Source organism: Alloalcanivorax mobilis (assembly GCF_002864685.1).
In the GTDB taxonomy this organism is placed as follows: Bacteria; Pseudomonadota; Gammaproteobacteria; order Pseudomonadales; family Alcanivoracaceae; genus Alloalcanivorax; species Alloalcanivorax mobilis.
Genome location: NZ_NMQZ01000026.1, coordinates 1 through 22,383, shown reverse-complemented (window position 1 = coordinate 22,383; position 22,383 = coordinate 1). Strand labels below are relative to the sequence as shown.

Here is a 22,383-nt window from a genome sequence, read left to right as displayed (position 1 = left end):
ATTCTCATGCGCCTACTTTTCCGGTTGGAGTGTTTCGGTGAAAGCACAGCCCTGGCAGTTGGACCCCTCCCATTACGATTTCAGCATTACTCTGTCGCCGATGTACAGCCATCTGGACACCGAACGCCACGTCAACAATGTGGCGGTGCAAAGCCTGCACAGCGAGGTGCGGGTGCGTTTTCTGATGGCGGTTCTGGGCAATGACAGCTGGTTTTCCGATCACCTGCTGCTGCGCCCCCGGCGCACCGTCACCCAGTTTACCGGCGAGACTCACTACGGGCGCGATGTGCTCTGCGCGGCCCGCGTGGTGGCGGTGGAGGAAGACCGTTTCCGGCTCGCCCTGGGCCTGTTCCAAGATGGCCAGTGCGTGGGCGTGCAGGAGTGCCTGATGGGCGCCTGGGGCGACGAGGCGTGGGTGGCGTTACCGGCGTCGGTACGCGAGGCGCTCACCGGCCGGCTTGGCGCCGAGGTCGTTGTGGCCGACTGGCCGCCATCCGGCAGCGAGGAGTATTCGGCGCGCATTCACGATTACCCGAGCCGCTCGCCACTGACCATGCGCTACGCCGATCTCGATCCGGACCGTTGCCTGGGTGAGCTGTCGGTGGCGCGTTACACGGAACAGGCCCGGGCCGGTTCCATGGACGTGATCCGCATGCCCGGCCTGAGCCTGCTGGTGGCGCGCATCGACCTGCGTTATCACCGCTGGGACAAGGGCTTCGGTGACATCACCCTGGCTTCCGGCGTGGCCGGCATCGGCAACACCTCTTTCGTTCTGCGCGGTGGCGTGTTGATGGACGACGACCTGGTCGCCACCTCGGAAAGCATAATGGTGCTGATGGACCAGGCCAGTCATCGGCCCACCCCGGTCACCGACACGATGCGCGCCAAAATGGCGGACATTTCGGTTTAGGAACGTCTGGCGTCCGACGTCTGACGTCTGACGCTTAACCCCCAAGCGGAACGGTTTGAGCGGATACAAAGACGCGTTGCGTAGCCGCAATACCTTTGGCGATGGGGTGTTATGTTGGCGTCCGACGTCCGACGTCCGACGTCCGACGTCCGACGCTAAGCTGCTTCGTCGTTTTCGACGATGCACGCGCGGCGGCGTGCGCTTACCCTGAACGTCCATCAATCCGTTCGCAGGAGGCTCAGGGTATGGCGGGACCGTTACAGGGCATGAAAGTCATCGAAATGGTGGGCATCGGGCCGGGGCCGTTTTGCGCCATGATGTTCGCCGACATGGGCGCCGAAGTGATTCGCATCGACCGGCCGGGCAAAGCGGACGCGCAGCGCGCCCGTTTCGATATTCTTGGCCGTGGGCGGCGCTCCCTGGCGCTGGATCTGAAGCAGCCGGGCGGCACCGACACGGTGCTGGCGCTGATCGAACAGGCGGACGTGCTGATCGAAGGCTTCCGCCCCGGCGTGATGGAAAAACTGGGGCTCGGCCCGGAGGTGTGCCTGGCGCGGCGAAAATCCCTGGTGTACGGACGCATGACCGGCTGGGGACAGCATGGTCCGTTGTCCCACGCGGCCGGACACGACCTCAATTACATCGCCCTGACCGGCGCGCTGCACGCGGTCGGGCGGCCCGACTCACCGCCGCCGCCGCCGCTCAACTATGTGGGCGACTTCGGCGGCGGCGCCATGATGCTGGCGTTTGGCATTCTCGCCGCCGTCCACGAGAGCCGTGCCTCCGGCCGTGGCCAGGTGGTGGACGCGGCGATGACCGACGGTGCCGCGCTGCTCTCGGCGATGATGTACGGCATGAAAGCGGCCGGCCAATGGAGCAACCAGCGCGGCGCCAACCTGCTCGATGGCGGCACCCATTTCTACGACACTTACGCCTGCGCCGATGGCAAATACGTGGCCCTGGGGCCGATCGAGCCGCAGTTCTACGCGGAGCTGCGGCGCCTGTGCGGCCTCGATGACGCCGCCTTCGACGCCCAGAACGACCCGGCCGCCTGGCCGGATCTGAAACGCCGTCTGGCCGAGGTGATCGCCACCCGCACCCGCGACCAGTGGTGCGAATTGCTGGAGGGCAGCGACGCCTGCTTCGCACCGGTGCTGGATTGGGACGAAGCGCCCGCGCACCCGCACAACCGCGCGCGCGAGACCTTCATCACCGTGGACGGCGTTACTCAGCCGGCACCGGCGCCGCGCTTCAGCCGCACCCCCGCCGCCGTGCCGGGCGGCACCGCGCCACGCGGCGCGCACAGCGAAGCGATCCTGCGCGACTGGGGCTTCGACCCGAAACACATAGAGCGGCTGCGCGCCGAGGGCGTGCTGGCCGCGGACGCCGCCAACGGGCCGGGCTGAACACCGACCGACCAATAACGTGGCCGGCGCGGCCGCGACCACAATCGCCAGCGGCGGCTGGCGCCATGGGAGAGAACAATGAGCGAACGCCTGCGGGTGATCGATACCGGTGTGCCGGGGGTGCGCGAGGTGCGCCTCAACCGGCCGGACAAGCACAACGCGCTGGACGCGGAGATGTTCCAGGCCCTGGCCGGCATCGGCGAGCGCTTGGCGGCGGAGCCCGGCCTGCGCGCCGTGGTGCTCAGCGGTGAAGGGCCGAGCTTCTGCGCCGGGCTGGACATGGGCAACTTCTCCGCCATGGCCGAAGGCGGTGGCGCCGGGGTCGGCGGGGGTTCGCGGCTGGAACCGCGCACCCACGGCGACAGCAACCAGCCCCAGTACGCCGCCATGGTGTGGCGGGACATTCCGGTGCCAGTGATCGCCGCCGTGCACGGCGTTGCTTTTGGTGGTGGCCTGCAGGTGGCGTTGGGCGCCGACCTGCGGCTGGCGCGGGCGGATTCGCGCTGGTCGGTGATGGAGATCAAATGGGGGCTGGTGCCGGACATGGCCGGCATGGTGCTGCTCAACGAACTGGCGCGCGCCGACCAGGTGCGCGAACTGTGCTACAGCGGCCGTGTGTTCGACGGCGCCGAAGCCCAGCAACTGGGCCTGGTCACCCGGATTTGCGACGACCCGCGCGCTGACGCCCTGGCGCTCGCCGAACAGATCGCCGGCCGCAACCCGCACGCGGTGCGCGCCATGAAACGCCTGCTGACCCGCTCGGCCATGCCACCCGCCCAAGCCGCCGACGTCCTGCTGGCCGAATCCCGCGAACAGGACGCCATCATCGGCAGCCCCAATCAGGTTGAGGCGGTGTATGCGAATTTGGAGAAGCGGGTGGCGCGGTTTTTGGACGGCTGACGCTGGACGCCTGACGCCTGACGCCTGACGCCTGACGCTAGACGCCGGACGCCGGACGCTTAACCCTGGCTCTGAAAGGATCGGGGTGTTTTCTGCGATGTTTGCTGGGAAACACCAGGCGGGTTAATCGTCCAGCCTCACCCATGACTGGTGCGGCTGCGGAAAAGCAAACCCCGTAAGCGTAGCCGCAATGCTCTCAGCAGCGGGTTTTGATCTTAGCGGCCGGCGTCCGGCGTCCGGCCTGAAACCCTCAGGTGCGGGGCAGAAACGCCGTGCCATTCGGCTAAAAGACGTCGCTGGCTGGGCGGAATGCCGCCCAGCCTCTCCTACAAAAAAACACGTCCCTCTACAGGGCCGCGTAGACGCCTGACGCTAGACGCCGGACGCTTAACCCTGGCTCTGGAAGGTTTGGCGTGTTTTCTGCGATGTTTGCTGGGAAACACCAGGCGGGTTAATCGTCCAGCCTCACCCATGACTGGTGCGGCTGCGGAAGAGCAAACCCCGTATGCGTAGCCGCAATGCTCTCAGCTGCGGGTTTTGATCTTCGCGTCCGGCGTCCGGCGTCCGGCGTCTAGCGTCTAGCGTCTAGCGTCCAGCGTCACCCACCGTAATCACCTTCAACGTATTCGTTCCCCCATGCTGATTCACGGCGTCGCCTTTGGTGAGGATCAGGCGGGCGCCGGGGTGGACCAGGTCGCGTTGCAGCAGTTGCGCCACGGCGGCCTGGTTGGCCTGTTCCGGGGCGAGGCCGGCGCTGTCGAAGGCGAGCGGTTGCACGCCCCGGTAGATCGCCACCCGGCGGCGGGTGGCGGCGTGCGGGGTGAGGGCGAAGATCGGCATGCCCGAGCGGATGCGCGACATCAAGCGGGGCGTGGTGCCGGTGTCGGTCATGGCGAGGATCGCCTGCACGCCTTCAAGGTGATTGGCCAGGTACATGGCGGCCCGGGCAATGCCTTCGTCGCTGCGGGTTATGCCCGGCTCGGCCACCGGTTCCGGCAGGCGGCTCTGATAGGTGCGCTCGGCGCCGAGAATGATGCGCGCCATGGCGTTGACCGTGGCCAGCGGGTACTCGCCCACCGCCGTTTCCGCCGACAACATCACCGCGTCGGTGCCATCGAGCACCGCGTTGGCGACGTCGGACACCTCCGCCCGGGTCGGCTGTGGGCTGTGGATCATTGATTCCATCATCTGAGTGGCGGTGATCACGAAGCGGTCCAGCGCCCGTGCCCGGCGGATAATGTGTTTCTGCACGCCGACCAGTTCGGCGTCGCCGATTTCCACCGCCAGATCGCCGCGCGCCACCATCACGCCGTCGGCGGCGAGGATCAGTTGATCCAGGGTGTCCGGGTCGGCGACCGCCTCGGCGCGTTCGATTTTCGCCACCAGCCCGCCCTGGCCGCCGGCCTGCCGGTACAGCGCCCGTGCCTGGTGAATGTCGTCGGCGTGGCGGGGAAACGACAGCGCCAGATAATCCACCTCCAGGCTCACCGCCAGCACGATGTCGCGGCGGTCCTTGTCGGTCAGAGTCTCGGCGTTGAGGCCGCCGCCCTTGCGATTGATGCCCTTGTGGTTGCTCAGCTCGCCACCGCTGATCACCCGGCAATTCACCTGGCTGCCGCGCACCGATTCCACCTGCAATTCGATCAGGCCGTCGTTGAGCAGCAGGGTGTCGCCGGCGGCGCATTCGCCGGCCAGGGCCGGGTAGTCCACGCCCACCCGGTGGCGGTCGCCGGCGTCCACATCCAGGGCCGTGTCCAGGGTGAAGGCGGCGCCGTTGTCCAGGGTCACCGGGCCATCGCGAAAACGGGCAATGCGGATCTTCGGCCCCTGAAGGTCGCCGAGCACGGCGACAATGCGGCCCTGCTCGCTGGCGCAACGGCGGATGTCCTCCGCCACCGCGCGATGATCGTCGGCGCTGCCATGGGAGAAATTCAGCCGGAACACATTGACGCCCGCCTCGATCAGCGCGGCAAGGCGTTCCGGCCCGGCGCTCGCCGGGCCGACGGTGGCAACGATTTTGGTGCGTCGGAACATGGGGGTGGGGGTCCTTGGTGGGTGGTGGTGGGGGAAGAGTGGCGGAAGCTGAAGAGGCTGGCAAACGGTTGGGCGCCGGAACGCCGGAACGCCGGAACGCCGGAACGCCGGACGCTAGACGCCGGACGCCGGACGCTTAACCCTGGCTCGGAAAGGCTCGGCGTGTTTGCTGCGATGAATGGCAGAAAACACGCCAACAATCTCAGTAGCGGGTTTTGATCTTAGCGTCCGGCGTCCGGCGTCCGGCGTCTAGCGTCTAGCGTCCGACGTCAGACACTAAAATCAAACCACCCCCGCCTTCCGCGCGATCGCCACCGCCTCGGTGCGATTGCTGGCATTGAGTTTGGAATTGATGTTACGCAGGTGGGTGCGGATGGTGCTGTCGGAGACGAACAGTTTTTCCGCCATGGCGCTGTTGGAGTGGCCTTCGGCGAGCAGTTTCAGCACGCGGATCTCCTTGCGGGTGAGCGGCTCGAGCAGGGCGGCGTTGGCGTCGTCGCCGTTGGGGTAGAGATTGAACACCGCCGGGCCGAAACCCTGTAGCAGGGTTTGCAGGTACTCCGCGAACAGCGGTTCGCGGCGGTCCAGTTTGCGTTCGAGGATGTCCGATTGCAGGCGCACCACCAGGGCGCCGAGGCGTGGGCCCTCGTCCAGAATCAGACGCAGGTAACCCTCTCGGCAGCCCTCTTTGAGCACCGCTTCGATCTCTTCCAGGGCGTGGCGCAGGTCGCCCTGGCGATGGCGGGCGGCGGCGCGCAGCAGGCGCAGTTTGAAGGCACGCCGGTGGCGGTTCTGGGCGCTGGCGGTGTCGATCGCCGGGGTCAGCTCGAGCACCGCCTGGTTGGCGTCGCCGACCAGGCTCTGCCAGCGCAGTTTGCCGATGTGGGCGGTGTCCAGGTCGTTGGCGAGCAGCCGCAGACGTTGCACCCGCGCCCAGGTGGCCGGGTCGTCGGCGCGCTCCAGCTCGGCGTGGGCGGCCTGGTCGTCGCCTTGCAGCAACAGCAGGTGCGCCCGTTGCAGGCGGGCGCTGGCCACCACGCGGGGCAGCTGCCGCTTGTGGCCGGTCAGCTCCAGCACGGTGAGGATCTGAAACGCCTTGTCCAGGTCGCCGTCGTGGAAGGCGATGCGCGCCAGCATGGTGTCCGCCAGCAGCATGTGATCGGGCAGGCCGATGTCGCGGGCCAGGGGCGCGTACACATTGAGCAGGCGGGTGGCCAGGGGCAGGTCGTTGGCTTCGTACACCGAGCTGGCGTGCAGCACGCCGGCCCAGGCGTTGCCGTTGGTGCCGATGAACGAAAAGGCGTCGCGCGTGCGGCTCATGCTGGCGGCCAGCCGGAAGCGCGCCGCCGCCTGGCGCTGGCGGCCTTGTTGCAGGTCGATGATGCCCTCCACCGATTCGGAGTACATGGCGTTAAAGGCGCTTTCATAGACCCCCTGCACATCACGGGCGCCGTCGAGAAGCTGGCGTGCTTCCTGTTCCTTGCCCAGCACCGCGTAGGCGTTGGCCACCGCGTTGACCAGGGTGATGTTGGCGAACGGCTCGCCGTTGGGCATCTCGTTCAGCGCCTGCCGGCCGATCTGATAGACCTGCTCGATGTCGTCCATGATGCCCAGAATCGACGGCCGCAAGGCCAGCACATGGGGGCGAATCTGCGGGTCCCGGGAGTGTTCCAGCCCGCTGCTTTGCAGCAGGTCCATGGCCTTGCGCGGGCTGCAACTGAAGCACAGTGCCCACACGTGGATCGCCTGCAGCAGCGGATAGGCCTGCAGATGTTCCTCGGGCAGCGCCGCGAACCAGCGCCTGAGCAGGCGCATGCGGCCTTGGGCGAGCAGATCCTCGGCGTGTTTGGAGAGCAGCGCCAGCGCGCGCGGGAAATCCTTGCCCTCAAGGGCGTGATCGATGGCCGGCACCGGCCGGTGATCGTCCTCGAACCAGGCCGAGGCGGCGTGGTGCAGCCGGGCCAGCTCCTCGGGCCGTTCGCGCTCCAGTTGATGGCGCAGGAAATCGGCGAACAGGCTGTGATAACGGTACAGGCGCTCGCGACCCTCAATCGGCACCAGGAAGATATTGGCCTCGGTGAGCAGGGTGATCAGGGATTCGCTGTCGGTGTCGGGAAGCAGGGCGTTGCACAGCGGCACGCTCAGATAGCGCAGCACCGAGGTGCGCAACAGAAACAGCCGCACCGCCTCCGGCTGGCGGGCCAGAACGTCTTCGGCGAGGTAGTGGGCCACGGCCTGGTTCTCACCGGAGAAGCGGGTGATGAACTCGCCCGGCGCGGCGTGGTTCTGCAACGCCAGCGAGGCCAGCCACAATGCCGCCACCCAGCCTTCGGTCTTATCGTGGATGCGCTGCAGGTCCTCGTCGGAGAGTGCCAGAGCGCGCCGCTCGTTGAGGAACTGGCCGGTTTCCTGGAGGGAAAAACGCATTCGCTCGGCGTCGATTTCGAGCAGCCGACCGCGTGCCCGCAGCCGCCCCAGGTTCAACTCCGGCTGCCCGCGCGAGCCGATCACCAGCCGGCAATTGTGCGGCAGGTGGTCAATGAACTCGCGCACCAGCCCCAGCACGGTGGGCTCATGGATGCGCTCGAAGTCGTCCAGAAACAGGGCGAAGGTGCCCGGTTCGCCGGCCAGCCGGGCGACCAGGTCGAGCGCGGTGTCGCCCAGGGATTTGCCGCCGTCTTCGCCGGCCGTTCCGGCCAGCGCCACGGTGCTCGCCGCGCTGGTCGGCGGCGCGCTTTCCACCAGATTGGCGATGGCGGTTTCCACGCACGAGAGAAAGCGCTGCAGATCGTTGTCGGCGTCGTCCAGGGTCAACCAGGCGGTGACCGTGCCCTCCTGCTCAAGCTGCTCCTGGCACTGTGCCATGAGCGTGGATTTGCCAAACCCGGCCGGTGCCTGCACCAGGATCACCCGCGCCGCGTCTTCCTCACGCAGGCACGCCTGCAGGCGTGCGCGGGGAATCTGCGAGGCGTGAACGGTGGGCGGGTTGAGCTTGCTGGTGAGCAGATTGCGGATCGAGAGCAGATGGCTGGGCGTGGTCGTGGATGGCATGGATGAGCCTCACTGATGGCGGGCCGTGCCGGGTAAAAAACGGCGCTGCCCGTTTTGTTGTTATCGCCCTCCGAGGTGCCGGATAACGGCGCCGGGGATCAGGCAAAGGCGTTGCCATACCGGTGGGTATGACAAAGCAGGGTTTCGCTAAAACTAGCCCTGCCGCCGCCCGGATTCAAGCAGGGAGGCGGTCAGGGTGTGACTGGGGCCTGGCGGCGGCCGATTTCGTCGCATCCGACGATGCCGGGAGTCAGGGTGGGGGTTAAATTTTCTTGGTCGTGGAGTGAGCGGGAACAGGCGCTGTAGCCGGGCCGGAACAGGCCAGCCAGGCTGGCGCCGGAGTTGGATTCTGGTGTGGGAGCGGTCCGTGACCGCGAATGGCCCTTGCCAGGCCAGCCTCGCCTTTCAGGCTCGGTTCGCGGTCAAGGACCGCTCCCACAGCGGCGCTGTAGAGAGGGCGGCGCTATGTGCGCCTGGTGCCGCTTTGGAGGGCCTCCCCCCTTGTTGTGTCAGCCGAGTTTGTTGTGTCGCCGAGTCGCGGCACCCGAAGGGCGACACAACGGGGTGTGGCCTCCAGGCAACGGCCAGGAAATAAGCCTGCTTCCCGCCATGTCGCGATGACGCCCAAATGCATTGGTCATTATTTCCATTCAAGCAAAGGTAACCCTATGAAATTGGACGATTCCATCAGCGCCGTGATCACCGGCGGCGCGTCCGGGCTGGGCGCCGCGGTGGCGCGCCGGCTGGCCTCCCAGGGCGTGCGTGTGGCGCTGTTCGATCTCAATCAGGAGGCCGGCGAGGCCCTGGCCGCCGAGTTGGGCGGTGTGTTCTGCAAGGTCGATGTGACCGCCGAGGACACCGTGGACGCCGGTTTCGCCCTGGCCCGCGAGGCACTTGGCCAGGAACGCATTCTGGTCAACTGCGCGGGCATCGGTAACGCTTTCAAAACCGCCAGCCGCGCCAAGGGCAGCGGCGAGACCAAGCACTTCCCGATCGAGGAATTCAATAAGGTGATCCAGATCAACCTGGTCGGCTCGTTCCGCTGCAACGCCAAGGCGGCGCGTGGCATGCTGGACCTGACGCCGCTGGCCGACGGCGAGCGCGGGGTAATGATCAACACCGCCTCGGTGGCCGCCCAGGATGGCCAGATCGGCCAGGCCGCCTACGCCGCTTCCAAGGCCGGCCTGGTGGGCATGACGCTGCCGATTGCCCGGGACCTGATGGGCGAGGGCATTCGCATCAATACCATTATGCCGGGCATCTTCGAGACCCCGCTGATGGCCGGTTTGCCGGATAACGTCAAGGATTCCCTGGCCGCGTCGGTGCCGTTTCCCAAGCGCCTGGGCAACCCCGATGAGTTCGCCGATCTGGTCAACACGATGATTTGTAACGGCTATTTTAATGGCGAGAGCGTGCGGTTGGACGGCGCCATTCGCATGGCGCCCCGCTGAGCGTGCAAAATCGTCGCTTCGGACGACGCCTTCCGGCCCCGTCGGCTGCCAGGGTGGAGCTTTCCCCGGCCCGATTTTGCCCGCCCCGGACCCGGCCCGGCCCTGGCGCTGTCATTAACCAAAGGAAAAGACCATGAGTGAAGCCTATATCGTTGCCGCGGTGCGCACCGCGGGAGGCCGCAAAGGCGGCCGTCTCTCCGGCTGGCACCCGGCGGATCTGGCCGGCCAGGTGCTCAATGAACTGCTCCAGCGCGCCGACGCCGACCCGGCGCTGGTCGAGGACGTGATCATGGGCTGCGTCAGCCAGGTGGGTGAACAGGCGCAGAACATCGCCCGCAACGCGGTGCTCGCCTCGCGGCTGCCCGAATCGGTGCCCGCCACCTCGGTGGACCGTCAGTGCGGTTCCTCCCAACAGGCGTTGCACTTCGCCGCCCAGGCGGTGATGTCCGGCACCCAGGACGTGGTGATCGCCGCCGGCGTGGAATCAATGAGCCGGGTGCCGATGGGCACCTCCGTGGCGCTGCCCTACAAGAACGGGCTGGGCCATTACATGAGCCCGGCGATTCGCGAGCGCTACCCGGACGTGGACGATTTCAGCCAGTTCATGGGCGCCGAGATGATGGCGAAGAAATACGATCTTAGCCGCGACCAGCTTGACCAATTCGCCTTCGAGAGCCACCAGAAAGCCAAACGCGCCACCGAGGCCGGCCGCTTCGAGGCGGAGATTCTGCCGCTGCCGGTGCGCAGCGTGGACGGCAAAGGCGACGGCGAGACGCACACCGTGGATGAAGGCATCCGCTTTGACGCCTCGCTGGAAGGCATTCAGGCGGTCAAGCTGCTGCAGGAAGGCGGCCGGGTGACCGCCGCCACCGCCAGCCAGATCTGCGACGGCGCCACCGGCGTGATGGTGGTCAATGAGCGCGGCCTGAAGGCGCTGGGCGTGCAGCCGCTGGCGCGCATTCACCACCTGTCGGTGATCGGCCACGACCCGGTGATCATGCTGGAGGCGCCGATTCCCGCCACCCAGAAGGCGCTGAAAAAAGCCGGCATGAAGATCGACGACATCGATCTCTACGAAGTCAACGAGGCGTTCGCGCCGGTGCCGCTGGCCTGGCTCAACACCCTGGGCGCCGACCCGGAACGTTTGAACGTGAACGGCGGCGCGATTGCGTTGGGGCATCCATTGGGCGGCTCCGGCACCAAGCTGATGACCACCCTGGTGCACGCGCTGCATCAGCAGGGCAAGCGCTACGGCCTGCAAACCATGTGCGAAGGCGGTGGGCTGGCCAACGTGACCATTATTGAGCGCTTATAGCGGTTCTTGCCCGTGCCCTCGCCCTGGCCCCCGCGTCGCGAGACGCGGGGGCAGCCAACAACAATAAAGCCGCCAAGGAGAGCGCCATGCTTGGCCTGATGCAGGATAAGCCCCTGTTGATTTCGTCGCTGATCGAACACGCGGCGACCTTTCATCCGGACACCGAGATCGTCTCGCGCACCCTGGAGGGCCCCACCCAGCGTTCCAATTATCGTCAGCTTCGCGGCCGCGCCAAACAGGTGGCCAACGCGCTGGCCACCCTGGGTGTGTCGCTGGGTGATCGGGTCGGTACGCTGGCCTGGAACACCACCCGGCATCTGGAGTTGTACTTCGGGGTGTCCGGCAGCGGCGCGGTGTTGCACACCGTGAACCCGCGTCTGTTCCCCGAGCAGATCGAGTACATCGTCAATCACACCGAAGACAAGGTGCTGATGTTCGACATCGCCTTCGCCGACCTGGTCGAGCGGTTGGCGCCGTCGTTGACCAGCGTCACCCATTACGTGGTGATGACCGACCGCGCGCACATGCCGGACATCCAGGTGCCCAACCTGCTCTGTTACGAGGAGCTGGTGGCCGCCGAGAGCGAGGAATACCACTGGCCACAGTTCGATGAGCGCACCGCCTCGAGCCTGTGCTACACCTCCGGCACCACCGGCAACCCCAAGGGGGTGTTGTATTCGCACCGCTCCACGGTGCTGCATTCGCTGATCGCGATGGCCCCGGACAGCTTTTCCGTGTCGGCGCGGTCGGTATTGCTGCTGGTGGTGCCCATGTTCCACGCCAACGCCTGGGGCATGCCCTACGCCGCCGCCATGGCCGGCGCCAAGCTGGTGCTGCCCGGCGACAACATGGAAGGCGACAATCTCTATGGCCTGATGCGCGACGAGCGCGTCACCTTCAGCCAGGCGGTGCCGACCATCTGGCTGATGCTGTTCCAGTACCTGGACGATCACCCGGAACTGGACCCGGCGGATTTGTGCATCGAGACCATCGGCATCGGCGGCAGCGCGCCGCCGCGGGCGATGATTCGCCGTCTGGAAGATCAGCTCGGTGTGGAAGTGGTGCAGGGTTGGGGCATGACCGAGACCAGCCCGCTGGGCGTCGCCAATCGCTGGCTGCCGAAGCACGAGGGGCTCTCGCAGACCCAGCGCGAAGACGTCAAAACAAAAGCCGGGCGAGGTGTCTGGGGCGTTGATCTGAAGATCGTCGACGATCAGGGCCAGCGCCTGCCCCACGATGGCAAGCAGGCCGGGCACCTGCGCATTCGCGGGCCCTGGATCGCCAGCGGCTATTACCGCAGCGAGGGCGGCGACGTGCTGGATGAGGAAGGCTACTTCCCCACCGGCGACATCGCCAACATCGACGGCGATGGCTACATGCAATTGGTGGACCGCGCCAAGGACGTGATCAAGTCCGGCGGCGAATGGATTCCCTCGCTGGATCTGGAAAACGCCGCCTACTCCCACCCCGGCGTGGCCGAAGCGGCGGTGGTGGCGATCCGTCATGAAAAATGGCAGGAACGCCCCCTGATGGTGGTGGTCAAGCGCGCCGGCGCCGAGGTCGACCGGGAGGATCTGATGACCCACCTGGCCGGCCTGGTGGTCAAGTGGTGGCTCCCCGACGACATTGTGTTCGTGGACGAATTGCCGCACACCGCCACCGGCAAGGTGCTCAAGCTGCGTTTGCGCGAACAGTTCCGGGATTACCAGCCCCAGGCACGCTGATCCCGACGGTGTTCGGGGTAGGGCATGAGGGGTAGGGCATGAGGGTTGCACCGCTTTCGTCCGAAGCGACGATGTGCGGGTGGTCGATGGCTGCCAGGGTTTGCTCATACCACGTTTGGTGACCGCGTTGCCGCCTGGGCGGTTCGTCCCAAAACCGGCCGGGCAAGGCGCGCGGAGAAAGGTTTGCGTGCGGAGAATCCGGCCGTGCCGATAACAACAAACGGGCGCTTAAGCGATGCGCCTGGACAGGAGCCGCATATGTATCGATTGGGACGTTGGCTTTCCGGGCTGACTCAGTTCATGACGCTTCTGGGTGGTCTGGCGATCGCTCTGATGATGTTGCACGTGACCGCCGATGTGGTGTGCCGGTTCCTGTTCGGCAAGCCGGTGCCCGGCACCATCACCGTGGTGTCCCATTACTACATGATCGTCGCCGCGTTCGTGCCGCTGGCCTTCGCGGAGCAGAAAAACGCCCATATTTCGGTGGAAGTGGTCACCGAACGTTTGCCGGCGTGGGTGCAGAAACATCTGGAAGGCTGGGCGCTGTTGCTGGCCGCCGTGGTGTTCGCGCTGATCACCGCGCGCACCTGGGAGGTGGCGTTGTCCAAACATGGCATTGGCGCCTCGGTGGTGCAGGGCGACACCAGCATTCCAGTGTGGCAGACCTACTTTGTGTTGCCGGCCGGCCTGGGGCTGATGACGCTGGTGCTGGTGTACAAGTTCGTGGTCTACCTGTTCGGTCTGAAGTCGGGCCTGGACCAGGGCCGGGCTTCGCCGGACGACCTGCCGGTGGGCGGGCAAGCCGTCGACAAGCAGCAGCTGGGAGAGGGCGATGAGTGATGTTCAGATCGGTCTCTCCGCGCTGGGGTTGTTGCTGTTTCTGATTGCCATGCGGGTGCCGATTGGCATCGCGCTGATCGGCGTTTCCTTCGGTGGGCTCTGGTATCTGATGGGCTGGGGCGTGGCCTGGGGCTCCCTGGGGCTGATTCCTTACCAGTTCGCCGCCAACTGGGTGCTCAGCTCGGTGCCCATGTTCCTGTTGCTGGGCTTCATCTGTTTCCACGCCCAACTGACCCAGGGTTTGTTCCGCGCCGCGCGGCTGTGGCTGGCGGGCGTGCCCGGCGGGCTGGCGGTGGCCTCGATCTTCGGCTCCGCCGGTTTTGCCGCGGTGTCCGGTTCGTCGGTGGCCTGTTCGGCGGCGATGGGCCGGATCGCGGTGCCCGAGATGGTGCGCCACGGGTACCAGCCGCAACTGGCCACCGGCACGGTGGCGGTGGCGGGCACCATCGGCGCGTTGATTCCGCCGTCGATCATCATGATTCTCTACGGCATCATCGCCCAGGTGCCGATCACCGGCCTGTTTCTCGGCGGCATCAGCGCCGGCATCCTCACCGCGGCGGGTTACATCGCGGTGGTGATGATCCGGGTGAAACTGAACCCGGCCCTGGCGCCGCAGGTGAAAGAAGACGTGCCCACCTCGGAGAAGCTCGCCGCGCTCAGGGAAACCTGGCCGGTGTTGCTGATCATGGTGGGGATTTTCGGTGGCCTGTTCGGCGGTGTGTTCACCGCCACCGAAGCGGGCGCGGTGGGTGCGTTCCTGTCGTGCATCGTGGCGCTGTGCAAACGGGCACTGACCTGGGAGCGCTTCAAAAACGCCGTGCTGGAAACCCTGCTGACCACCGGCGCGCTGCTGGTGATCGCGGTTGGTGCCAGCCTGCTGACCCGCTTCCTGTCACTGTCCGGGGCCGGTGACTATCTCTCGGAAATGGTGATCGGCGGCGGCGCCAGCACGGTGATGATCCTGTTTATGATCGTGGTGATCTATCTGCTGCTGGGCATGTTTCTGGAACCGATCGGCGCCATGCTGCTGACGCTGCCGATCGTGTTGCCGATCATCGGTGCCGCCGATCTGAGCCTGCTGTGGTTTGGCGTGGTGCTCACCAAGCTGTTGGAGATCGGCATGATCACGCCACCCATCGGCATGAACGTGTTCGTGATCAAGGGCGTGGTCGGTGACCTGGCGTCCACCACCGACATTTTCAAAGGCATCTTCTGGTTTCTGGTCATGGACCTGCTGGTTCTGCTTTTCCTGATCACGGTGCCTGAGTTTATTCTGTTCCTGCCCACCCGCTTCGGGTGATGGCCAAGGAAATCAAAAAAAGTCCTTCGCGGAACGGTGGGAAATAGCTTTACTCGTAGGCCCGGCTAGCAGAGCAGTCCGTTCTTGAAAGTGGTGAAAAGCCGTATCAGAGCCTTACCGTGCCGCTCTGGAGGGTCTCCCCCTTGTTGTGTCGCCGAGGCGCGGGAAATTGATAGGGTCAGTTGGCCAGGGACGGCCAACTGAGGCGGCGGACGACAGGATGTCGTCTCGGCGCCGACCCGGCCCTCAATTTCCCGCGGCTCGGGTACCCGAAGGGCGACACAACGGCGTGTCCTTCTTTGTCTACTTTCTTGGACAAGCAAGAAAGTAGAACGCCCGGAGGGCGTCAACGGAGCTGGCAAGTAAGTTGGCATGAGTCGATTCCCACTATTCCGCGATGAACCAAATAAAAACCGGGAGTACCGATATGCAACAGGCCACCACCATGACCGGCGACGTCGCCGGCGCCATTCGCAACACCCTGGGCGACGCGCTGGGTCGTTCGGTGAGCCGTCAGCCCGACGCGCCGGCGCTGCACTTTCAAGGGCGCGACTGGACCTACCGCGAGCTGGACCGGGCGGTGAACCGGGTCGCCCATGGCCTGATCGCCGCCGGCCTGAAGCAAGGCGACCGGGTCGCCGCCTACGGCAAGAACTCCGATGCTTACGTTCTGCTGTGGCTGGCCTGCACCCGCGCCGGGCTGATCCATGTACCGGTGAACTATGGCCTGGTGCGCGCCGAACTCTCCTATATCTGTAACCAGTCCGGCGCTGGCGCGGTGTTCTGCGATGACGACCTGAGCGCCAACCTGGAAGAGATTCGTGGCGAAATCGGGGCCACCCTGATCGGCACCTTGCGTGCCGGCGCGCCCGCCGAGCCACGGTGGGACATCCTCACCCTGGCCCGTCAGGGCGATCACGATCAGCCGCCGGAGCTGGCGATCAGCGACGACGACGTGGTGCAAATCCTTTATACCTCGGGCACCACCTCCGATCCGAAAGGGGCGATGCACACCCACCGCTCGCTGATGGCGGAATACATCGGCTGCCTGCTGCACCTGGAAATCAGTGAGGATGACCGCATGTTGGCGGCGCTGCCCTTGTACCATTCGGCGCAGATGCACTGTTTTCTGATGCCGGGGCTGTTGCGTGGTGCCTTCACCTGGCTGGTGGAAAGCCCGATCCCGGATCAGGTGTTGTCGCTGATCGAGCAACAAAAAATCAATTCCTTCTTCGCGCCGCCAACGGTGTGGATTGGCCTGCTGCGCCACGACGATTTCGACCGCCGTGACCTTGCCAGCCTGCGCAATCTTTACTACGGCGCTTCGATCATGCCCGAGCCGATTGTCGCGGAGTTGGGCCGCCGTTTGCCCCAAGGCCGCCTGTTCAATTGCTACGGACAAAGTGAGATCGCGCCGCTGGCGACGGTGTTGGCCCCCGAGGAGCACGCCGGCCGTCTCAGCTCCTGCGGCCGGCCCATCACCACGGTGCGGACCCGCATCGTCAAGCCGGGCACCCTGGAAGACTGCGCCCCCGGCGAGCAGGGCGAAATCGTGCACCGCTCGCCGCAATTGATGGTGGGCTACTGGGACAAACCCAAGGAGACCGCCGAGGCGTTCCAGGGTGGCTGGTTCCATTCCGGTGACCTGGCTTACCAGGATGAGCAGGGATTTTTGTACATCGTCGACCGCATCAAGGACGTGGTGAACACCGGCGGCGTGCTGGTGGCCAGCCGCGACGTTGAAGAGGCGCTCTATCTGCACCCGGCGATCGCCGAAGTGGCGGTGATCGGCGTGCCCCACGAGAAGTGGATTGAATCGATCGCCGCCGTGGTGGTGCTCAAGACCGGCCAGCAGGCCGACGCCGAGGCACTGATCGGCCACGCCCGTGACCATCTGGCGCCGTTCAAGGTGCCCAAGGCGGTGTTCTTCGTGGAGGCCTTGCCGAAGAACACCGCCGGCAAGCTGCTGAAAAGGACACTGCGGGAGCAATATTCCCGCAGCGACTGAAAAATAGTCGCATCCGACGATCACCCCGGCGGCCCCGCCGGGGAATAATCGGGCTACGTTTCCAGGAGAGCCCGTTATGTACCTGACCCAGCCGTTGCACAAAGCCCGGCGCGAAACCCCCGACGTCGAAGCGGTGATCTACGCCGACCGTCGCCACACCTTCGCCGCCTTCACCGACCGCGTCGCCACCCTGGCCGGGGTGCTGCGTGGGCTGGGTGTGGGCGAGGGCGACCGGGTCGGTATTCTGGCGCTCAACTCGGACCGCTATATCGAAGCGATCTTCGCCGCGCTGTGGGCCGGCGGCGTTTTCAACACCGTCAACATTCGCTGGAGCGCCGCGGAGATCGCCTACTCGCTGGACGATTGCGACACTCGCCTGCTGCTGGTGGACGACGAGTTCGTGCCGTTGCTGGCGGAGGTGCGTCAGCGCAGCCGGTCCTTGAACACGGTGATCTACATCGGCGAGCGGCACTGCCCGCCGGATGCCCTGGATTACCGGCAACTGATGGATGCCGGCGAACCGGTGGAAGACGCCGGCCGGGGCGGCGACGATCTGGCCGGAGTGTTGTACACCGGCGGCACCACCGGCGCCCCCAAGGGTGTGATGCTCAGCCACGCCAACCTCTACAGTTGCTCGTTCGGCGCGATTCTCGACGAGTGCCGCCGCGACCGGGTGATTGGCCTGCACTCGGCGCCGTTTTTTCATGTCGCCGGCGTCGGCCTGATCCTGCAACTGGCGTTGCGGCAGGGTACTCATGTGGTGTTGCCGCGCTTTGAAGAGCGGGCGGTGTTGGAGGCGATTCAAAGCGAGCAAGTGGGCGAAACCTTTCTGGTGCCGACCATGATCCGCGCGGTGCTCAACCACCCGGATTTCGACCAGTACGATCTGAGCAGCCTGCATACCTTGCTGTACGGCGCCTCGCCGATTGACTCCACGCTGTTGGAGCTGGCCCTGAAAAAGCTGCCCAACGCCTGCTTTCAACAGCTTTACGGCATGACCGAACTGTCCCCGGTGGTGGCCGCGCTGCCGCCACGCTGCCACAGCGACCCGGCGTTGAAAGGAAAACTGGCCTCCGCCGGCCGCCCGGCGCACATGGCCGAAGTGCGCGTGGTGGACGAGCAGGACAACGAACTGCCGCGCGGTGAAGTGGGCGAAATCGTGGCCCGCGGACCGATGGTGATGAAGGGCTACTGGAACCGCCCGGAGCAGACCGCCGAGGCGTTACGCCACGGCTGGATGCACACCGGCGACGCCGGCTATATGGACGCCGACGGCTATCTTTTTCTGGTTGATCGCATCAAGGACATGGTGGTGACCGGCGGTGAGAACGTTTACTCGGTGGAAGTCGAGGACGCCCTGCTTCGCCAGCCTGCCGTGGCCCAGTGCGCGGTGATCGGCGTGCCGGACGACAAATGGGGCGAGCGGGTGCACGCGGTGGTGGTGCTGAAAGCCGGCGAGCCCGGCGATGAGAGCGCGCTGATGGAACACTGCAAGAGCCTGATCGCCGCCTACAAATGCCCGCGCAGTTTTGAGTTCGTTACTGAACTGCCGCTCTCCGGCGCGGGAAAAATTCTTAAGTACAAACTCAAAGAGCCACACTGGGCCGGCCATGGCCGGCTGATCGGCTGACACAGCAGAACAACAACACCCGATACGCGGAGAACTTCATGATGTCATTCTCTACCCGATGGTTACTGCCGATGGCGGCGGCGCTGGTGTTCAGCGCCCACGTCGATGCTCGTACTATTTCCTACGCCACCGGCTACCCGCCCAACTCGATTGGCGCCAACGCCGCCGCCACCTATGCGAAGACTCTGGAAAAAATGTCCGACGGGGAGCTTAAAGCCAAGGTCTACCCGATGTCGTTGCTCAGCTTCAGCGAAACGTCGCCGGGCATACGCGATGGCATGGCGGATTCCGGATTCGTGTTGTTTTCCTATTATCCCTCCGAGTTTCCCAACACCAATCTGGTGTCGGAGCTGACCATGCTGCTGGAACGGCAGGACATTCCGGACAGCAAAGCGGGCCTCGCCTACATGGGGGCGATGGCGGAATACCTGTTCAATCAGTGCCCGGAGTGCGTCAGCGAATTCGCGGCGCAGAACCAGGTGTTCGCCGGCGCATCCGCCAGCGCGCCCTACATGCTGATCTGCAACGACAAAGTCACCAACCTGGCGCAGATCAAAGGCAAGCGGCTGCGCAGTGCCGGGCCGCAATGGGCGCGTTGGGCGCAGGCGGTGGGCGCCGCCCCGGTGACCATCTCGGTGAGTGATTCCTACGAAGCGCTCGGCCAGGGCGTGCTCGACTGCTCGATCAGTTCCAGCGTTGACCTGGATATTTTTAAACTCAAGGAGGTGGCGGAACACGTCACCACCGGTGCGCCTGGTGGCGTGTTCGGTGGCACCGGTGTCAACCAGATCAATCGCGAAGTGTGGCAAAGTCTCAAGCCCGAGCAGCGCAAAACCCTGCTGCACGCCTCCGCCGTGCTCGGCGCGGTGATCAGCTGGGATTATCAGGTCGGCGCCAGCCACGAGCTGGAGGTGGCCGGAGACAGCGACATCGAAGTGCACGCGGCCAGCGAGGATCTGCGCCAGGCGACGTTGAAATTCATCGACCAGGACATCCAGACCATCGCCGACAACTATGCCAAGCGGTATGGCATCAAACGCGCCGATGAAATGGTGAAGACCTTTGAGGCGACGCTGTCGAAATGGGTCAAGCTGGTCGCCGACGTGGACAATCCCGAGCAGCTCGCCGAACTCTACTGGCGAGAAACCTATTCGAAAGTGGATGTGAACCGCTACGGGCTTTAACACGGAGAACGCAATGCAGGAACAGGACGATCCGCTGGCCGGATTCCGGGCCGGGGTGCGTGACTTTATCGAACGCAACGCCGACTCGGAAATCCGTGAGGCGGGCCGCAAGATGACCAGCTTCTTTGCACCGTTCGAGCCGGTTATGCGCTGGCACCGGATACTGCATCGGCAGGGTTGGGCGGCGCCGTCCTGGCCGGTGGAGCACGGCGGCACCGGCTGGTCGCCAGCGCAGCAAAAAGCGTTTGAAGAAGAGTGCCGCGCCGCGCGTCTGCCCAGGCTGTTGCCCCAGGGGTTGTCGATGGTGGGGCCGGCGATCATGCGCTTCGGCAGCGCGGCGCAGAAGCGCCGGCACCTTCCTGGCATCGTCTCCGGCGAGGATTTCTGGACCCAGGGCTATTCCGAGCCGGGGGCCGGTTCCGACCTGGCTTCGCTAAGCTGTCGCGCCGACCGGCACGACGACCATTATCGGATTAATGGCAGCAAAACCTGGACCACCTACGCCCACCACGCCAATCGCATGTTCCTGCTGGTGCGCACCGACCGTGGCGGCAAACCCCAGCAGGGCATCAGTTTCTTCTTGCTGGACAACCTGGATCTGCCCGGTCTGGAAATCCGGCCGATCATCGGTCTCGACGGTCTTCCCGAACAATGCGATGTGTTTTTTGACGACGTTCGGGTGCCGCTGGACGCCTGTCTGGGTGACGAACATGACGGCTGGACGGTGGCCAAGTACCTGCTTGAACACGAGCGCGGCGGCAGTTCCTCGTTCGCCGCCCACTTCGAGCAGGAACTGCGGCGGCTGCGCGGGCTCGCCGAGATCAGCGGCGACGGCTTGGGTGGCCGCCTGGCCGATGACCCGGTGTTCCAGCACCGTTTCGCCACTCTGTGGGCGGAAGTGGCGGTGGTGGACGCCACCGAAGCGGGTTTCGCGGTCATGGAAAAAGGCTCGCCGGAATCCGGCCCGGTCAGTTCGATGATCAAGATCACCGCCATGGAAACCCTGCAACGGATCACCGAATTGGCGGTGGAGGTGGCCGGCACGCCCTCCCTGGCGCTGCAGTTGCAAGCGCTGGTGGTGGGCAGCGAGGTACCACCCATTGGCCCGGAGCAGGCGCTCACCGTGATGCCGTCGTACCTCAACAATCGCGCCGCCACCATTTTTGGTGGCAGCAGCGAAATCCAGCGCAACATCATCGCCAAAATGCTGCTGAGCCGCTGATTATGTCCACACTCAACGCGGAAGCCCGCGCCCTGCTCGACCACAGTGTCGAGCGCTATTTGCGACAGCATTACGACTTTCCGGCGCGTCGCCGGATCGCCGCCGGGGCGGCCGGTTATTCGCCCGATCACTGGCAACGGTTCGCGGAGCTGGGCTGGCTGGGCATTCCATTCACCGAGGCCGATGGTGGGCTCGGCGGCACCCCGGCGGACACCCTCGGCCTGATGCGGGCCTTCGGCGAGGCCCTGGTGGTGGAGCCCTACCTGGCGGTGGTCGGCCTGGCCGGCCAGGCACTCGCCCGCGTTGCGGACACGGCCACGGCCAGCGGCTTGCTGGCCGCCCTGGTGGCCGGCCAGGCGCGCCCGGCGCTGGCCTGGGAAGAAGCCGGCAGCCGTGGCAACCCGGCGCTGGTGAGCGTGCGCGCCCACCACCAGGGTGGGCAATGGCGCCTGAACGGCGACAAGATCGGCGTGCCGCACGGTGCCCAGGCCACCCACCTGTTGGTCTCCGCGCGCCACGCCGGCGAGGCCGCCGAGACACACGGCGTTGATCTGTTTCTGCTCGACCCGGCCGCCGGCGGGGTCACCCTCACCGGTTACCCCACCGTGGATGGCCACAGGGCCGCCAACCTCACCCTGGATGACGCCCCGGCCCGCCCGCTCACCGCCGACGCGCAAGCCGTGGCGCTGCTGCGCCAGGTGCTCGACCAGGCCATCCTGATGGCCACCGCCGAAGCCACTGGCATCATGCAAACGCTGCTCGACAAAACCCTGGATTACACCCGCACTCGTCATCAATTCGGCGTGCCCATCGCCAGCTTTCAGGTGCTCCAGCACCGGCTCGCGGACATGTACATCGCCTGCACCGGCACCGCACATTTGCTGGAGCACACCCTCACCGGCTGGCGCCCGCACGGCGACAACCAAACCGCCGCCGCCCTGCTCAAAGTGCGTCTCAACCAGGCCGGGCGCTACCTCGGTCAGCAGGCGATCCAATTGCACGGCGGCATCGGCATGACCGATGAACTGGATGTCGGCCACTACTTCAAACGGCTCACCGCGTTGGGGGTGCAGTTTGGTGGTGACGATTATTTTTTGCGGCGGATTTGGGCGGGGGGGTAGGGGGCGGTTTTCGGTGTTCAGTTTTCAGTTTTCAGTGGGGATGGGGCCCGCTACAACGCCGCTGTGGGAGCGATCCTTGATCGCGAACCGAGCCGCAGGCGAGGCGGGCCTGGCAGAGCCGGTTCGCCCCCTGCGGGGCTTCGCGGCACGTTGTGCCGCTCGTCGTTATCTCGCTTGTAAAGCGAGATGATCGAACCTGAGAGGTTGGAATGAGCCGTTCAGGCCCGCCAAATAAGGAAGGGTCATCGCGGAATAGCGGGAAGCTTCTTTTGGCTCGCGGCTGGGCC

15 protein-coding genes are annotated in these 22,383 nt (G+C 65.4%); 13 read left to right on the top strand and 2 right to left on the bottom strand.

All coding sequences use genetic code 11. The features are described 5' to 3' along the window. Positions 1–37 precede the first annotated feature (37 nt). The 3 genes from CGS25_RS13215 (at position 38) to CGS25_RS13205 (ending at position 3,216) form a co-directional block, all read left to right on the top strand. Positions 38–910 (top strand): hypothetical protein, encoded by an 873-nt coding sequence (locus CGS25_RS13215; protein ID WP_101675773.1) that lies wholly within the window; start codon positions 38–40, stop codon positions 908–910. A gap of 245 nt (positions 911–1,155) precedes the next feature. Continuing rightward, a complete protein-coding gene (locus CGS25_RS13210; RefSeq protein ID WP_089033714.1) occupies positions 1,156–2,316 on the top strand; it encodes a CaiB/BaiF CoA transferase family protein in 1,161 nt (386 codons plus the stop codon). A 78-nt stretch (positions 2,317–2,394) separates the two neighbouring features. Beyond that, positions 2,395–3,216 carry a crotonase/enoyl-CoA hydratase family protein gene (locus CGS25_RS13205; RefSeq protein WP_101675772.1) on the top strand — a complete coding sequence of 274 codons (822 nt, stop codon included), beginning with the start codon at positions 2,395–2,397 and terminating at the stop codon, positions 3,214–3,216. 585 nt (positions 3,217–3,801) lie between these two features. Here the strand turns inward: CGS25_RS13205 and pyk are convergent. Then, positions 3,802–5,250 (bottom strand): pyruvate kinase, encoded by a 1,449-nt coding sequence (pyk, locus tag CGS25_RS13200; protein WP_089033712.1) that lies wholly within the window; start codon positions 5,248–5,250, stop codon positions 3,802–3,804. 282 nt (positions 5,251–5,532) lie between these two features. Next, the gene (locus tag CGS25_RS13195) at positions 5,533–8,301 is read right to left on the bottom strand and encodes a LuxR C-terminal-related transcriptional regulator (RefSeq protein ID WP_089033711.1); all 2,769 of its coding nucleotides are present in this window, start codon (positions 8,299–8,301) and stop codon (positions 5,533–5,535) included. 668 nt (positions 8,302–8,969) lie between these two features. Here CGS25_RS13195 and CGS25_RS13190 point away from each other — a divergent pair. From CGS25_RS13190 to CGS25_RS13145, 10 genes are all read left to right on the top strand, one after another. Beyond that, positions 8,970–9,752: an SDR family NAD(P)-dependent oxidoreductase gene (locus tag CGS25_RS13190; RefSeq protein WP_089033710.1), complete on the top strand. Its 783-nt coding sequence runs from the start codon at positions 8,970–8,972 to the stop codon at positions 9,750–9,752. Positions 9,753–9,885: 133 nt separating this feature from the next. After that, entirely contained in the window at positions 9,886–11,067 is a 1,182-nt protein-coding gene (locus CGS25_RS13185; protein ID WP_089033709.1) for an acetyl-CoA C-acetyltransferase, read from the top strand. A gap of 86 nt (positions 11,068–11,153) precedes the next feature. Continuing rightward, positions 11,154–12,791: a long-chain-fatty-acid--CoA ligase gene (locus CGS25_RS13180; protein WP_101675771.1), complete on the top strand. Its 1,638-nt coding sequence runs from the start codon at positions 11,154–11,156 to the stop codon at positions 12,789–12,791. Positions 12,792–13,049: 258 nt separating this feature from the next. Further along, entirely contained in the window at positions 13,050–13,631 is a 582-nt protein-coding gene (locus CGS25_RS13175; RefSeq protein ID WP_089033707.1) for a TRAP transporter small permease, read from the top strand. After that, positions 13,624–14,931, top strand: a complete 1,308-nt coding sequence (locus CGS25_RS13170; protein ID WP_089033706.1) for a TRAP transporter large permease — start codon at positions 13,624–13,626, stop codon at positions 14,929–14,931. The genes CGS25_RS13175 and CGS25_RS13170 overlap by 8 nt, the downstream gene beginning before the upstream one ends. Positions 14,932–15,358: 427 nt before the next feature. Continuing rightward, positions 15,359–16,939 carry a fatty acyl-CoA synthetase gene (locus CGS25_RS13165; RefSeq protein WP_101675770.1) on the top strand — a complete coding sequence of 527 codons (1,581 nt, stop codon included), beginning with the start codon at positions 15,359–15,361 and terminating at the stop codon, positions 16,937–16,939. 76 nt (positions 16,940–17,015) lie between these two features. Next, on the top strand, positions 17,016–18,569 hold the full coding sequence (locus tag CGS25_RS13160; protein WP_089033704.1) for a long-chain-fatty-acid--CoA ligase: 1,554 nt from the start codon (positions 17,016–17,018) through the stop codon (positions 18,567–18,569). Positions 18,570–18,607: 38 nt separating this feature from the next. Next, the gene (locus tag CGS25_RS13155) at positions 18,608–19,753 is read left to right on the top strand and encodes a C4-dicarboxylate TRAP transporter substrate-binding protein (RefSeq protein WP_089033703.1); all 1,146 of its coding nucleotides are present in this window, start codon (positions 18,608–18,610) and stop codon (positions 19,751–19,753) included. A 13-nt stretch (positions 19,754–19,766) separates the two neighbouring features. Then, positions 19,767–20,975: an acyl-CoA dehydrogenase family protein gene (locus tag CGS25_RS13150; RefSeq protein ID WP_089033702.1), complete on the top strand. Its 1,209-nt coding sequence runs from the start codon at positions 19,767–19,769 to the stop codon at positions 20,973–20,975. 2 nt (positions 20,976–20,977) lie between these two features. After that, the gene (locus CGS25_RS13145) at positions 20,978–22,096 is read left to right on the top strand and encodes an acyl-CoA dehydrogenase family protein (protein ID WP_101675769.1); all 1,119 of its coding nucleotides are present in this window, start codon (positions 20,978–20,980) and stop codon (positions 22,094–22,096) included. Positions 22,097–22,383: the final 287 nt, after the last annotated feature.